At 71.6% G+C, this 14,523-nt stretch carries 11 protein-coding genes; 9 read left to right on the top strand and 2 right to left on the bottom strand.

The genetic code is table 11. The features are described 5' to 3' along the window. Positions 1-69 precede the first annotated feature (69 nt). A complete protein-coding gene (locus tag MYA_RS27900; protein ID WP_014726161.1) occupies positions 70-1,158 on the bottom strand; it encodes an aldose epimerase family protein in 1,089 nt (362 codons plus the stop codon). Between the two features lie 25 nt (positions 1,159-1,183). After that, positions 1,184-2,377 (bottom strand): XylR family transcriptional regulator, encoded by a 1,194-nt coding sequence (locus tag MYA_RS27895; RefSeq protein WP_011880507.1) that lies wholly within the window; start codon positions 2,375-2,377, stop codon positions 1,184-1,186. Between the two features lie 263 nt (positions 2,378-2,640). Here MYA_RS27895 and xylA point away from each other — a divergent pair, with 263 nt between their 5' ends. The 9 genes from xylA to MYA_RS27850 all read left to right on the top strand — a co-directional run bounded on the left by xylA (position 2,641) and on the right by MYA_RS27850 (position 14,517). Further along, a complete protein-coding gene (gene xylA / locus MYA_RS27890; RefSeq protein WP_014726160.1) occupies positions 2,641-3,963 on the top strand; it encodes a xylose isomerase in 1,323 nt (440 codons plus the stop codon). 4 nt (positions 3,964-3,967) lie between these two features. Continuing rightward, on the top strand, positions 3,968-5,446 hold the full coding sequence (gene xylB, locus MYA_RS27885; RefSeq protein WP_014726159.1) for a xylulokinase: 1,479 nt from the start codon (positions 3,968-3,970) through the stop codon (positions 5,444-5,446). Positions 5,447-5,532: 86 nt separating this feature from the next. Continuing rightward, positions 5,533-6,561 (top strand): D-xylose ABC transporter substrate-binding protein, encoded by a 1,029-nt coding sequence (xylF, locus tag MYA_RS27880; RefSeq protein ID WP_014726158.1) that lies wholly within the window; start codon positions 5,533-5,535, stop codon positions 6,559-6,561. A gap of 71 nt (positions 6,562-6,632) precedes the next feature. Continuing rightward, a complete protein-coding gene (gene xylG / locus MYA_RS27875; RefSeq protein ID WP_011880503.1) occupies positions 6,633-8,192 on the top strand; it encodes a D-xylose ABC transporter ATP-binding protein in 1,560 nt (519 codons plus the stop codon). Then, positions 8,189-9,388, top strand: coding sequence for a sugar ABC transporter permease (locus MYA_RS27870; protein ID WP_011880502.1), 1,200 nt, complete (start codon positions 8,189-8,191; stop codon positions 9,386-9,388). The genes xylG and MYA_RS27870 overlap by 4 nt, the downstream gene beginning before the upstream one ends. A 121-nt stretch (positions 9,389-9,509) precedes the next feature. Next, positions 9,510-11,006 carry a sensor histidine kinase gene (locus MYA_RS27865; RefSeq protein ID WP_014726157.1) on the top strand — a complete coding sequence of 499 codons (1,497 nt, stop codon included), beginning with the start codon at positions 9,510-9,512 and terminating at the stop codon, positions 11,004-11,006. Beyond that, entirely contained in the window at positions 10,991-12,379 is a 1,389-nt protein-coding gene (locus tag MYA_RS27860; protein ID WP_014726156.1) for a sigma-54-dependent transcriptional regulator, read from the top strand. The genes MYA_RS27865 and MYA_RS27860 overlap by 16 nt, the downstream gene beginning before the upstream one ends. A 274-nt stretch (positions 12,380-12,653) precedes the next feature. After that, positions 12,654-13,199 carry a hypothetical protein gene (locus MYA_RS27855; protein ID WP_014726155.1) on the top strand — a complete coding sequence of 182 codons (546 nt, stop codon included), beginning with the start codon at positions 12,654-12,656 and terminating at the stop codon, positions 13,197-13,199. 13 nt (positions 13,200-13,212) lie between these two features. Beyond that, complete coding sequence (locus MYA_RS27850) at positions 13,213-14,517, top strand: MFS transporter (protein ID WP_014726154.1); 1,305 nt, start codon at positions 13,213-13,215, stop codon at positions 14,515-14,517. The last annotated feature ends 6 nt before the right edge of the window (positions 14,518-14,523 follow it).

Raw genomic sequence — 14,523 nt, 5'->3', positions numbered from 1 at the left:
CTCACCCCGAGCACCGCGGCACGACGCGATCACGCGCGCCGCCGGCGAACCGCGGCATGCACGCGCCCACTACCCCCGCACCCCCACCCGATACCGCGTCGTCTGCCGATAAACCTGCCCCGGCCGCAGAATCGTCTCTTCGCGCAACCCATCCATATTGACCTGATCCGGAAAGTACCCGGCTTCGACGCACAGCGCCGCATGCGGCGTGCACACCACACCGCCGCTCACGCGCAAGCCCTGCAGATAGTTGCCCGTATAAAGCTGCAGCCCGCGTTGGTCGGTCGACACGGCGAGCTCGCGCCCGCTCTCCGGATCGTAGATCGACGCAACCGTGCGCACGCCGCCCCCCGGTTCGCGCAACACGTAGCAGTGATCGAACCCGCGCCCGCGCGCGAGCTGCGCATGCGGCCAGTCGAGGCGCGCGCCGATCGGCGCGCTCTGGCGGAAATCGAACGCGCTGCCCGTCACGTCGGCCGTGCCGGTCGGGATCAGCGCGTCGTCCACTTCGACGAACGCATCGGCGTCGATCTGCAGCAGATGTCCGCGCACGTCGCCGCCCGCGCGTCCGCTCAGGTTGAAGTAGCTGTGATTCGTCAGGTTCAGCGGCGTCGGCGCATCGGTCACGCCCGTGTAGTCGATCGTCAGCGTGCCGTCGTCGTCGAGCGTGTAACGGACCTGCACGCGCACGTTGCCGGGAAACCCCGCATCGCCTTCCGGCGACTCGAGCCGCAGCGTCAGCCCGCCGCGGTCGTCGATCACGTCCCAGCGCGCACGGTGAAAGCCGCTCGCGCCGCCATGCAGCAGGTTGCCGTTCTCGTTGCGGTCGAGCGGATAGTCGATGCCGTCGAGCGTGAAGCGCCCGGCGGCGATCCGGTTGGCCCAGCGGCCGATCGTCGCGCCGAGGTACGCGCCCGCGTCGAGATACTCGGCCGGCGTGTCGTGCGCGAGCACGATGTCGGCGAAGCGCCCGGTGCGATCCGGCGCGAGCCACGACACGACGGTCGCGCCGAGATCGCTCACGACGACGCGCACGCCGTGCGCATTGCGCAGCGTATAGCGCCGCACGGGGTCGCCGCCGGGCAGCGTGCCCCACGGCTCGGACGGAATGCGGCCGACGTCGGTCGCCGGGTGAGAAGTGTCGGTATCGATACGCATGAGTGGTTCGCTGGTGGCGGTGAATTCAGTGGGCGGCCGCCGCGCGCTCCTGGTATTCGCGCGGCGTGCAGCCGAGTTCGCGGCGGAACACCGCATACATGTATTGCAACGACGTGAAGCCGCAGCGGATCGCGACTTCCGCGCTCGGCGCATCGCGCGCCGCGAGCAGCGCCTGCGCGGCCTCGAGCTTGTGACGCAGGATCTCCTGATGCACGGTGCGCTGCAGCTCGCGCCGGAAATGCTCTTCGAGCAGCGAGCGCGACACGCCGACATAGTCGGCGACCTGCTCGGTCTTGATCCCCTGGCACGCGTACTGGCGGATGAAGTGCCGCGCGCGCATCACGTGCGGGCTCGCGAGCGGCTGATGGCGCGTCGATTCGAGCACGTTGATGCCGACCGGCGGCACGAGGATGCGCTGCCCGGGAAACCGCGCGCCGCGCAGCATCCGGTGCAGCAGGTGCGCCGCGGTGCGGCCCATTTCCTCGGTGCCCTGGATCACCGACGACAGCGGAATGCGCGTCAGCGTGCGCGTGAGCGGATCGTTGTCGATGCCGATGATCGCGACCTGCTCGGGCACCGCGATGCCGGCGATCAGGCACGCCTGCAGCAGGTGCCGCGCGCGCGCATCGGTCACCGCGATGATGCCGACCGGCTTCGGCAGCTCGCGCAGCCAGCCGATCAGCTGCTCGATCGCGTGATCCCAGCCCGATGCGCTCGTCGACACGCCGCGGTAGATCGGCGCATCGAGGCCGTCTGCGCGCGCGAGGCGGTCGAACGCGAGTTCGCGCTGCTGCGCCCAGCGGTTCTCCTGCGCGGCCGGCAGGCTGTACATCGCGAAGTGAGCGAGCCCCGCGCCGATCAGGTGCGTATAGGCGAGCGACACGAGCTTCGGATTGTCGGTCGCAATATATGGGACATCCTGCGGGTATTGCGCCGGGTCCTCGTACGACGAACCGAGCGCGACGACCGGCAGCGGCGAGCCGGCGAGCGCATCGGCCACGGCCGGATCGTCGAAATCCGCGATGATCCCGTCGCCGTCGAAGCGCTCGATGCCGGCCAGCCGGCAGCGAAAGTCGTCTTCGAGGAACAGGTCCCACACGACGCGCGTCGTGTGCAGATACTGGCCGATGCCGCTGATGATCTCGCGGTCGTAGACCTTGTTCGCGTTGAACAGCAGCGCGATGCGGTGCGGTGTCTGGGCGGAAGGGGCGCGGGTCATGTCGGTGTCGGGGCGGGCGCCGCCGGGGCGCCGCGCCGTTGTCTCCGGGGCGCGCCGCGGGCGGCGCGCGTTCGTCTGGTGTCCGGCGATTGTAGGACGGAACGCGCGCCGCGCGTGCGCGGCTGGCAAGAAACGTTAAGCGTGCTGCGCAATTTCGCAATTGCCGGCCGGCAGGCGCGCGGGCACGATCCAGCCAGATCGAATTCGGCTGCGCGCGCCACCCCGGCGCGCTGCGCTGCAACACGACCCCGGATGGAGACGCCATGTCGTATTTCGAACACATTCCCGCGATTCGCTACGAAGGTCCGCAGTCGGACAACCCGCTCGCCTATCACCACTACGACCCCGACAAGCACGTGCTCGGCAAGACGCTCGCCGAGCATCTGCGCATCGCGGTGTGCTACTGGCACACGTTCGTCTGGCCGGGCCACGACATGTTCGGGCAGGGCACCTTCGTGCGGCCCTGGCAGCAGCCGGGCGACCCGCTCGAGCGCGCGCGGATGAAGGCCGACGCCGCGTTCGAATTCTTCTCGAAGCTCGGCACGCCGTTCTACACGTTCCACGACACCGACGTCGCGCCGGAAGGCGACAACCTGCGCGAGTACGCTGCGAATTTCGCGCGGATGGTCGACTATCTCGGCGAGCGCCAGCAGGCGAGCGGCGTGCGGCTGCTGTGGGGCACGGCGAACCTGTTCTCGCATCCGCGCTTCGCGGCCGGCGCGGCGACCAACCCGAATCCCGACGTGTTCGCATGGGCCGCGACGCAGGTGCGTCACGCGCTCGACGCGACGCACCGGCTCGGCGGCGAGAACTACGTGCTGTGGGGCGGCCGCGAAGGCTACGAGACGCTGCTCAATACCGATCTGAAGCGCGAGCGCGACCAGTTCGCGCGGTTCCTGTCGATGGTGGTCGAGCACAAGCACCGGATCGGTTTCGACGGCGCGCTGCTCATCGAGCCGAAGCCGCAGGAGCCGACCAAGCACCAGTACGACTACGACGTCGCCACGGTGCACGGCTTCCTCGTGCAGTACGGCCTGCAGGACGAGATCCGCGTGAACATCGAGGCGAACCATGCGACGCTCGCCGGCCATTCGTTCCATCACGAGATCGCGAATGCGTTCGCGCTCGGCGTGTTCGGCAGCGTCGACGCGAACCGCGGCGATCCGCAGAACGGTTGGGACACCGACCAGTTCCCGAACAGCGTCGAGGAGCTGACGCTCGCGTTCTACGAGATCCTGCGGCACGGCGGCTTCACGACCGGCGGGATGAACTTCGACGCGAAGGTGCGGCGCCAGAGCGTCGCGGCGGAAGACCTGTTCTACGGCCACGTCGGCGCGATCGACGTGCTCGCGCTCGCGCTCGAACGCGCGGCGGTGCTGGTCGAGAACGACCGGCTCGACGCGCTGCGCCGGCAGCGCTACGCGCAGTGGGACGACGCGTTCGGCCGCAAGATCCTGTCGGGCGGCTACACGCTGCAGTCGCTCGCCGACGACGCGCTCGCGCGCGGCGTGAACCCGCAGCACGTGAGCGGCGCGCAGGAGCGGCTGGAGAACATCGTGAACCAGGCGATCTACGCGCTGCGCTGACGCCATGTACATCGGACTCGATCTCGGCACGTCGGGCGTGAAGGCGGTGCTGCTCGACCGCGACGGCGCGGTGCGCGCATCCGCCAGCCACGCGCTGACGGTGAGCCGGCCGCATCCGCGCTGGTCCGAGCAGGCGCCGGGCGACTGGTGGGACGCCGCATGCGGCGCGCTCGCGGCGCTCGTCGCCCACGCGCGCGCGGCCGGCATCGATGCGCGCGACATCGTCGCGCTCGGGCTGACCGGCCAGATGCACGGCGCGACGCTGCTCGACGCGCACGGCGACGTGCTGCGCCCCGCGATCCTCTGGAACGACGGCCGCGCGGACGCGGAATGCGCGGAGCTCGAACGCGCCGCGCCGACGCTGCGCGCGGTGGCCGGCAACATCGCGATGCCGGGCTTCACCGCGCCCAAGCTGCTGTGGGTGCGCCGTCACGAACCGGACGTGTTCGCGCGCATCGCCCACGTGCTGCTGCCGAAGGACTATCTGCGCTACCGGCTGACCGGCGCGTTCGCGACCGATGCGTCGGATGCCGCCGGCACGCTGTGGCTCGACGTCGCGAAGCGCGACTACGACGACACGCTGCTCGCCGCGTGCGGACTGTCGCGCGCCCAGATGCCGACGGTGTTCGAAGGCAATCGCGTGACCGGCACGCTGCTGCCGGCGGTGGCCCGCACGCTCGGGCTGCCCGAGATCCCGGTGGTGGCGGGCGGCGGCGACAACGCGGCCGGCGCGGTCGGCGTCGGCATCGTGCGGCCCGGCGATGCGCTGCTGTCGCTCGGCACGTCGGGCGTGTACTTCGCGGTGTCGGACGGCTTTCGCGCGAACCCGGAGTCGGCCGTGCACAGCTTCTGTCACGCGTTGCCCGACACGTGGCATCTGATGTCGGTGATGCTGAACGCGGCTGGCTGCATCGACTTCACCGCGCAACTGACCGGCTACGAAGGCGTGGCGGCGCTGCTCGCCGACGCGGAAGCGAACGCGCGCGACGCGCGCCCGTGGTTCCTGCCGTATCTGAGCGGCGAGCGCACGCCGCACAACGACGTGAACGCGAAGGGCGTGTTCTATGGGCTCACGCCCGACACGCGGCGCGCCGATCTGGCCAATGCGACGCTCGAAGGCGTCGGCTTCGCGCTGCTCGACGGCATCGACGCGCTGCATGCGGCAGGTCTCGCGCCCGAGCACATCACGGTGATCGGCGGCGGCTCGCGCAGCGCGTACTGGACCCAGATGCTCGCCGACCTGAGCGGCCGCGCGCTGACGCTGCGCGAGGGCGGCGAAGTCGGCCCGGCGCTGGGCGCCGCGCGCCTCGCACAGCTTGCGTGCGAACCCGCCGCGTCGCTCGACGACGTGTGCCCGCAGCCGCCGGTGGTCGCGGTGCGCGAGCCGGATCGCGAGCGGCACGCGTGGTATCGCGACGTGCGGCGGCCGACGTTTCGCGCGCTGTACCGCGCGCTCGAACCGGTGTTCGCGACGGGCGCATGACGCGCCCGGCGACGACTCGATGCGGGCGGCCCGTTCCGACGGCCGCCCGGCGTTCGTAAGGTGGTTCCATAACAAGGAGTGGAGACATGCAATCCGTGACGCGTCGTACCGTATTGAGTTCGCTTGCCGGCGCCGCTGCGCTGGCGATCCTCGCACTGGGCGCACCGCTCGCGCATGCGAGCAAGGACAAGCCCGAGATCGGCTTCTGCATCGACGATCTGCGCGTCGAGCGCTGGTCGCGCGACCGCGACTATTTCGTTGCGGCGGCAACCAAGCTCGGCGCGAAGGTGTCGGTGCAGTCGGCCGATGCGAGCGAGGAGCGGCAGATTTCGCAGATCGAGAACCTGATTTCGCGCGGCGTCGACGTGATCGTGATCGTGCCGTTCAACTCGAAGACGCTCGGCAACGTCGTCGCCGAAGCGAGGAAGGCCGGCATCAAGGTCGTGTCGTACGACCGGCTGATCCTCGATGCGGACGTCGACGCCTACATCTCGTTCGACAACGAGAAGGTCGGCGAACTGCAGGCGCAGGGCGTGTTCGACGCGAAGCCGAAGGGCAACTACTTCCTGCTCGGCGGCGCGCCGACCGACAACAACGCGAAGATGCTGCGCGAAGGGCAGCTCAAGGTGCTGAAGCCGGCGATCGATCGCGGCGACATCAAGGTGGTCGGCCAGCAATGGGTGCCCGAGTGGAGCGCCTCGACCGCGCTGCGCATCGTCGAGGACGCGCTGACCGCCAACAACAACAAGATCGATGCGATCGTCGCGTCCAACGACGGCACCGCCGGCGGCGCGATCCAGGCGCTCGCCGCCCAGCATCTGGCCGGCAAGGTGCCGGTGTCCGGGCAGGACGCGGATCTCGCCGCGGTCAAGCGCGTGATCGGCGGCACGCAGACGATGACCGTCTACAAGCCGCTGAAGCTGATCGCGAGCGAAGCCGCGAAGCTCGCGGTCGATCTCGCGAAGGGCACGAAGCCCGCGTTCAACGCGCAGTACGACAACGGCAGGAAGAAGGTCGATACGGTGCTGCTGCAGCCGACGCTGCTCACCAAGCGCAACGTCGACATCGTCGTGAAGGACGGCTTCTACACCCAGGCGCAGCTGGCGAGCCAGTAACGGCGCGCGCGGCGCGCTGCACGCGGCCGGCCCTGTGCGCGGCCGCGTGCCGATTGCGAGGCAATGAACGTATGACCGAACCCTTGCTGACGATGCGCGGCATCGTCAAGGCATTCGACGGCGTGAAGGCGCTCGACGGCATCGACCTGACCGTGCGCCCCGGCGAATGCGTCGGCCTGTGCGGCGAGAACGGCGCCGGCAAGTCGACGTTGATGAAGGTGCTGTCGGGCGTGTATCCGCACGGCACGTGGGACGGCGAGATCCGCTGGGAAGGCGCGCCGCTCGTCGCGTCCGGCGTGCGCGACACGGAACGCGCGGGCATCGTGATCATTCACCAGGAGCTGATGCTCGTGCCCGAGCTGTCGGTCGCGGAGAACATCTTCCTCGGCAACGAGATCACGCTGCCGGGCGGCCGCATGCACTACGCGGAGATGGTGCGCCGCTCGGAGGCGCTGCTGCGCGAGCTGCGCATCGACGCGATCAACGTCGCGCAGCCGGTGATGAACTACGGCGGCGGCCACCAGCAGCTGATCGAGATCGCGAAGGCGCTCAACAAGCGCGCGAAGCTGCTGATCCTCGACGAGCCGTCGTCGTCGCTGAGCGCCGCGGAAACGCGCATCCTGCTCGACATCGTGCGCGACCTGAAGCGCCGCGGCGTCGCGTGCGTGTACATCTCGCACAAGCTCGACGAGATCGACGCGGTGTGCGACACCGTGACCGTGATCCGCGACGGCCGCCACGTCGCGACCGAGCCGATGCGCGCGCTGAGCACCGACCGGATCATCTCGATGATGGTCGGGCGCGACATCGGCAACCTGTATCCGCGCGAGCCGCACGAGATCGGCGAGGTCGTGCTCGAAGCGCGCAACGTGACCTGTCACGACGTCGCCAACCCGCGCCGCAAGCGCGTCGACGACGTGTCGTTCAGCGTGCGGCGCGGCGAGATCCTCGGCGTGGCGGGGCTCGTCGGCGCGGGCCGCACGGAGCTGATGCAGGCGATCTTCGGCGCGTATCCGGGGGCGAGCACGGCGACCGTGCGAATGAACGGCCGGCCGCTCGCGATCCGCTCGCCGGCCGATGCGATCCGCGCGGGCATCGCGATGGTGCCCGAGGATCGCAAGCGTCACGGGATCGTGCCGCAGCTCGGCGTCGGCCACAACATCACGCTGTCGGTGCTGCGCCGGTTCGCCACGCGCGGCCGGATCGACGCGGCCGCCGAGCTCGACGCGATCCGCACCGAGATGCAGCGGCTGTCGGTGCGCGCCGCCCATCCGTTCCTGCCGATCGCGAGCCTGTCGGGCGGCAACCAGCAGAAGGCGGTGCTCGCGCGGATGCTGCTCGCCGACCCGCAGGTGTTGATCCTCGACGAGCCGACCCGCGGCGTCGACGTGGGCGCGAAGGCCGAGATCTACCGGCTGATCTTCGCGCTCGCGCGGCGCGGCGTCGCGCTGATCGTCGTGTCGTCGGAGCTGCCGGAAGTGCTCGGGCTCGCCGATCGCGTGCTGGTGATCGGCGAAGGCGAGCTGCGCGGCGATTTCGCGAACGACGGTCTCACGCAGGAACAGATTCTCGGCGCCGCGCTGAAGCCCGCGCGGCGTCCGGCCGAACCCATTGCAGCGAGTGCGACATGAATACCGAACTTTCCTCCTCTTCCGCCGTGCCGCCGGACGCCGACGCGCGCCGCCTGCGCGGCCATCCGCTGCGGCAGATCTTCGTGCGCTACAAGGTGCTCGCGCTGCTGTTCGCGGTCGTCGCGATCTGGGCGTTCTTCTCGGTGCTGACCGACGGCGCGTTCGTCACGCCGCGCAACGTCTCGAACCTGCTGCGGCAGATGTCGATCACCGGCATGCTCGCGTGCGGGATGGTGTTCGTCATCATCGCCGGCGAGATCGACCTGTCGGTCGGCTCGCTGCTCGGGCTGCTCGGCGGCGTCGCGGCGATCCTCGACGTCAACCGCCACTGGCCGGTGGCCGCGACGGTGCCGGCGGTGCTCGCGCTCGGCGTGCTGGTCGGGCTGTTCAATGGCTGGTGGTCGACCTATCGGCGCGTGCCGTCGTTCATCGTCGGGCTCGGCGGGATGCTCGCGTTCCGCGGGATCCTGCTCGGCGTGACCGGCGGCTCGACGATCGCGCCGGTGTCCGACGGCTTCGTGTTCCTCGGCCAGGGCTATCTGCCGCGCGCGGTGGGCGACGGCCTCGCGGTGCTGTTGTTCGCGCTCGTCGCGCTGCTGGTCGTGCGGCAGCGCGGCACGCGGCGCCGCTACCGGCTCGCGGTCGTGCCGCCGTGGCAGGACGTCGCGAAGGTCGTCGGCGCCGGCGCCGTGCTGTTCGCGTTCGTCGCGACGCTCGATCGCTACGGCGGCATTCCGGTGCCGGTGCTGCTGCTGCTCGCGCTGCTCGGCGTGTTCTCGTGGATCGCGACGCAGACGGTGTTCGGCCGGCGCATCTATGCGGTCGGCTCGAACCTGGAGGCCACGCGCCTGTCCGGCGTCGACACCGATCGCGTGAAGCTCGCGATCTTCGCGCTGATGGGGCTGATGTGCGCGTTTGCCGGCATCGTCAACACCGCGCGGCTCGCGGCCGGCTCGCCGTCGGCCGGCACGATGGGCGAGCTCGACGCGATCGCCGCGTGCTTCATCGGCGGCACGTCGATGCGCGGCGGGTCGGGCACCGTGTACGGCGCGCTGATCGGCGCGCTCGTGATGGCGAGCCTCGACAACGGGATGTCGATGCTCGACGTCGACGCGTACTGGCAGATGATCGTGAAGGGCGCGGTGCTGGTGCTGGCCGTGTGGATCGACGTGGTGTCGCGCTCGAACCGGCGCTGACGGCGCGGGCGCGTCGGCGGGGGCCCGACGCGCCAGCCCGGCCCGGCCCGCGCCTGGGTGGTCGGCAGGCTTTACGCTATCCTGTCGCGATCGCCTTTTCGCCGGAACCCCGCCGGACCCCATGAAGCGCCCGTCGTTTTCCAACCAGCTCGTGATGTTGTGGGCACTCGTTGCCGTGCTGTGCGCGACGCTCGTCGCGCTCGTGTGGATCGTCACGCGTTCCGCCGCGAGCGAGCAGGTCGCCGACGCACGCACCCAGGCCGCGGCGGCGTGTGCAGCGGTCGCGTCGCGCTACGCGGGCGCGGGCTCGCCGCCCGGCGCGCAGCCGGACGCCGACCGGATGCACGCCGTCCTCGACATCGTGCTCGCCCGCACGCCGGACGTCGAAGGCGGCTTCTGGACGCGCAGCGGCGCCGACGCCGACGGCCGCTTCGTCGCGTATGCGTTTCCGACCTATCAGGGCAGCGGCATCAAGCGCGACGTGCCGGAGGCCGAAACGCCGCTGATCGTGCGGACGCTGCGCGCGAGCGCGGCGATCGGCATCGCGTCGACCAGCGTGGTCGAAGGCGCGCAGGACGCGGTCGTCGCGGCGGCCTGCCCGGTGCCCGGCATGCCGGGGCTGTTCGCGTGGATGCTGACCCGCGCGCATCCGCCGCTCGGCCGGCATGGCGAGTTGCTCGCGACGGCGCTGGCGGCGGTGCTCGCGGTCCTGCTCGTGATCGCGGCGGCGCTCGCGTTCGCGCTGCGCGGCTGGAACCGCAAGCTCGGCCGCATCGAGGCGGCGCTGTCGACCGAGGGCCGCGACGCGCAGCTGCCGCGCGTGGGCGAGCCCGATCTCGACCGCATCATCGACGCGTTCAACGCGCGCACGCGACGGGCCGAACGCCTGCAGCAGCAGGCCGGCGAACTCGGCGCGCGGCTCGTGCAGGCCGAGCGCTTCGCGATGCTCGGCAAGCTGGCTGCACAGCTCGCGCACGAAATCCGCAATCCGATGGGCGCGATGCGGCTGAAGGCGGAGAATGCGCTCGCCGGCGACGTGAGCCGGCAGCAGGAGGCGCTGCGCATCATCCTCGCGCAGATCGCCCGCATCGACGCACAACTGTCGGGCCTGCTCGCGCTGACCCAGCCGGTGAGCCCGCACGCGACGCGCGTCGATCTCGACACGTGGCTGCCGCAGGTGGTCGATGCGCATCGCGAGCTCGCGCAGCGGCAATCCATCGCCGTGACGTGCACGCCCGACGGGCGGGGCGAGCGCTTCGCGGCGCCCGCCGACGGCCCGGCGTTCGACGCGGAGCAGATGCGCCGTGCGCTCGACAACCTGCTGCTCAACGCGCTGCGCCACGCGGGCGACGGCGGTGCGGTCGCGGTCGCGGCCGCGCGCTCGACGGCCGACGGGCGCGCGATGCTCCGCTTCACGGTGTCCGATACGGGGCCAGGCGTTCCCGACGCGCAGCGCGAGCGGATCTTCGAGCCGTTCGTGACGGGCCGGGCGGACGGCACCGGCCTCGGCCTCGCGGTCGTGCGCGAAGTGGCCGCGGCGCACGGCGGCCGCGCGTGGGTCGACACGACGCCGCGCGGCGCTTCCTTCGTGATCGAGATCCCATGGCAAGCATCCTGATCGTCGACGACGACGCCGCATTCCGCGACGGCCTCGCGGAAACCCTCGGCGATCTCGGTCATCGGGTCGTCGAGGCCGCATCCGCGCGCGCGGCGCTCGCGACGCTGCGCGACGGCGCGCGCGTCGATTGCGTGTTCCTCGACTTCCGGCTGCCGGACCTCGACGGCCTCGCGGTGCTCGCGCAATTGCGCGACGACCCGGCGCTCGCCGCGATTCCGGTCGTGATGCTGACCGCCCATGCGACCAGCGACAACACGATCGACGCGATGCGGCTCGGCGCGTTCGATCATCTGACGAAGCCGGTCGGGCGGGACGACATCGCGCGCCTGCTCGAGCGCATCGTGTCCGCGCATGCGCCGCTGCCGGTCGGCGACGCCGAACCGGCCCGGTTCGCGGGCGAGAGCGCGTCGGACCGGCCGCGATTGCTCGGCGCGAGCGCCGCGATGCGCGACGTGCAGAAGCAGCTCGGCCGCGCCGCGACCAGCGACGCGACGGTGCTGATCACCGGCGAAACCGGCACCGGCAAGGAAGTGGCCGCGCGCGTGCTGCACGCGGCGTCGGCGCGGCATGCCGGGCCGTTCGTCGCGGTGAACTGCGCGGCCGTGCCGGCCGAGCTGCTCGAGAGCGAACTGTTCGGCCATCGCCGCGGCGCGTTCACCGGCGCGCATGCGGATCGCGCGGGGCGGCTCGTCGAGGCCGACGGCGGCACGTTGTTCCTCGACGAAATCGGCGACATGCCGGCCGCGATGCAGGCGAAGCTGCTGCGCGCGCTGCAGGAGCGTCAGGTGACGCCGCTCGGCGCCGACCGGCCGACGACGATCGACCTCCGCGTGGTGGCCGCGACGCACCGCGACCTCGCGGCCGCGGTGGCGAACGGCAGGTTCCGCGAAGACCTGTTCTACCGGCTGAACGTGATCCCGCTGCATCTGCCGCCGCTCGCCGAGCGGGTCGCCGACATCCTGCCGCTCGCCGCGCATTTTCTCGAGCGCGCGGCCGGCGCGCGTGTGCTGCATCTGACCAACGATGCGCAGCGTGCGCTGCTGGCCCACCGCTGGCCCGGCAACGTGCGCGAACTGCGCAACGTGATGGAGCGCGCGGCAGCGCTCGCGCCCGGGCCTGCGATCGGCGCGGCCGATCTCGCGCTCGGCGTGGCATCAGCGCCGGCGCTGGCGTGGCCCGCGGACGACGCGCTGCCCGCGTTCCTGTTCGACCAGCCGCTGCCCGATGCGCTCGCGACGGTCGAGCGCGCCGCGATCCTGCGCGCATTGGCGCTCGCGAACGGCAATCGCGCGCAGGCGGCGCGGCAGCTCGGCATCGGCCGTCAGTCGCTGTACGCGCGGATGGCGAGCCTCGGCATCGAGCGCGACGACTGAACGGCGCAGCGGGTGTCGGGTTTCCCGACACCGGCCGGCTGCTGCTGTCCGTCTTTCCGACACCTGGGGCGTGACCGCCGCGATCGCCGCACGGCCGCGCGGGCCCGTGCGCACTGGCACGGCGTTTGCAAAGAGAGGCGGACCGCAACCCGTCGTCGCGGTCCGTCACGCCTCCGTCGCCGCGCGTTCGACGCTGCGCGCCGCCCGGCCGCCGCAGCGTGTGCCGCGGCCCTCGGTGCGACGCCTGCGGCGACACCCCGATGAGGACCCCACGATGCACTGGATCGATCCGGCGTGCCTGCCCGAAACGCGCGGCCGCGTCACGCAGTTCCTGCTCAACCCGCATGGCGAAGTCGACGGGCTGATCCTCGACGGCCAACTGCAGGTTCATGTGCCGCCGCATCTCGGCCGCGCGCTGGTACGGCACGTCGCGTGCGGTGATCGCATCCGCGTGCGCGGCGTCAAGCCGCGCGGCGCCGACATGGTGTCGGCCGTGCAGCTGACCGCTCGCGACGGCGCCGAGCTGGTCGATACCGGCCCCGGCCCCGAACCGCACGCGCGGCCGCATCCCGCACGCGAGCCGATCGACGTGTGCGGCCAGATCGCGTTCGCGCTGCATGGCCCGCGCGGCGAGTGCAACGGCGCGCTGCTGACGAGCGGCGCGGCGCTGCGCATGCCGCCGCACGCGGCCGCCGAACTCGCCGACTACCTGCGTCCCGGCACGCACGTACAGGTGTGGGGCGACGCGGTCGTCACGCCGCACGGCACGACGATCGACGTCGTCGAGATCGCCGAGCTCGTCGATGCGCCGGCCGACTGAACGCGCGGCGACCATGCGGCCGGCGCGCGCGCTCGAGGCGCTCAACTTCTTCATCGCCGACGTGCAGGCCGGGATCGGCCCGTTCGCCGGCGTGATCCTGCTGTCGCGCGGGTGGAGTGCCGACGCGATCGGCTCCGTGATGACGCTCGCCGGGCTCGCGGCGATGGCCGCGACGCCGGCCGCCGGCGCGCTCGTCGACGCGCTGCGCGCGAAGCGGCTGCTGATCGTCTGTGCGACGGCCGCGACCGCGCTCGCGTCGATGACGCTGCGTTTCGCCGACGGCTACGCGGCCGTCGCCGCATCGCAGGTCGTGGCCGCCGTGTGCGGCGCGGCGCTCGCGCCGGCCATCGCCGGCATGACGCTCGGCATCGCGCGCAGACAGGGCTTCGACCGCCAGTTCGGCCGCAACCAGATGGCGAATCACGCCGGCAACGTGGTCGGCGCCGCACTCGCCGGCTGGCTCGGCTGGCACGCGGGATTCGATGCCGTGTTCGCGCTCGTCGCCGCGTTCGCGGTGCTCGCGATCGCGAGCGCGTGCGCGATTCCGGCGCGGGCGATCGACCATGCGTGCGCGCGCGGCCTCGCGATGCCGGACGACGCAGCCGGCCGCGCGCGCGGCGAGCCGGCGTCGGATCGTGGCCGCTCGGGCGGCGGCGCGGCGCCGCCTGCGCGCGCGTGGCGCTCGGTGGCCGCGAACCGGCCGCTGGTGCTGCTCAGCGCGTCGCTCGCGCTGTTCCATCTCGGCAACGCGGCAATGCTGCCGCTGTACGGGATGGGCGTCGTCGCCGCGCACCGCAGCGATCCGAGTGTGTTTACCGCGCAGACCATCGTGATCGCGCAATGCGTGATGATCGCGGCGGCGTGGTGCGCGCCGCGGCTGATTCGTGCGCACGGATACTGGTGCGTGCTGCTGCTGTCGTATCTGGCGCTGCCGCTGCGCGGCGTGCTCGCGGCCGCGCTGATGAGCGAGGCCGGCGTGTGGCCGGTGCAGATCCTCGACGGGATCGGCGCCGGCCTGCAAAGCGTCGTCGTGCCGGCGCTCGTCGTGCGCCTGCTCGACGGCACGGGCCACGTGAACGCCGGGCAGGGCGCGGTCGCGACCGTGCAGGGCATCGGCGCGGCGCTCAGCCCGGCGCTCGGCGGCGTACTCGCGCAGCATTACGGTTATCCGGTCGCGTTCGTCGTGCTGGGCGCGGTGTCGACCGGTTCGCTCGCGCTGTGGCTCGGCTACGCGCGCTCGCTGCGCGCGGCGTGCGGCAAGCCGCCGGGCGGCGCGGACGGCGGTGAGCCGGCCGACCTGCCGGTCGCATCGCGATGAAGCGCG

It is taken from the genome of Burkholderia sp. KJ006, from assembly GCF_000262695.1.
GTDB lineage: Bacteria > Pseudomonadota > Gammaproteobacteria > Burkholderiales > Burkholderiaceae > Burkholderia > Burkholderia vietnamiensis.
This window is presented reverse-complemented; position numbering and strand designations above follow the sequence as displayed.

Excerpts from the sequence above, each read along its gene's own strand:
- MYA_RS27900 (WP_014726161.1), bottom strand. The coding sequence starts at position 1,158 with ATGCGTATCGATACCGACACTTCTCACCCGGCGACCGACGTCGGCCGC.
- MYA_RS27860 (WP_014726156.1), top strand. The coding sequence starts at position 10,991 with ATGGCAAGCATCCTGATCGTCGACGACGACGCCGCATTCCGCGACGGC.
- MYA_RS27850 (WP_014726154.1), top strand. The coding sequence starts at position 13,213 with ATGCGGCCGGCGCGCGCGCTCGAGGCGCTCAACTTCTTCATCGCCGAC.
- MYA_RS27870 (WP_011880502.1), top strand. The coding sequence starts at position 8,189 with ATGAATACCGAACTTTCCTCCTCTTCCGCCGTGCCGCCGGACGCCGAC.
- xylB (WP_014726159.1), top strand. The coding sequence starts at position 3,968 with ATGTACATCGGACTCGATCTCGGCACGTCGGGCGTGAAGGCGGTGCTG.
- xylG (WP_011880503.1), top strand. The coding sequence starts at position 6,633 with ATGACCGAACCCTTGCTGACGATGCGCGGCATCGTCAAGGCATTCGAC.
- xylF (WP_014726158.1), top strand. The coding sequence starts at position 5,533 with ATGCAATCCGTGACGCGTCGTACCGTATTGAGTTCGCTTGCCGGCGCC.
- xylA (WP_014726160.1), top strand. The coding sequence starts at position 2,641 with ATGTCGTATTTCGAACACATTCCCGCGATTCGCTACGAAGGTCCGCAG.
- MYA_RS27865 (WP_014726157.1), top strand. The coding sequence starts at position 9,510 with ATGAAGCGCCCGTCGTTTTCCAACCAGCTCGTGATGTTGTGGGCACTC.
- MYA_RS27895 (WP_011880507.1), bottom strand. The coding sequence starts at position 2,377 with ATGACCCGCGCCCCTTCCGCCCAGACACCGCACCGCATCGCGCTGCTG.
- MYA_RS27855 (WP_014726155.1), top strand. The coding sequence starts at position 12,654 with ATGCACTGGATCGATCCGGCGTGCCTGCCCGAAACGCGCGGCCGCGTC.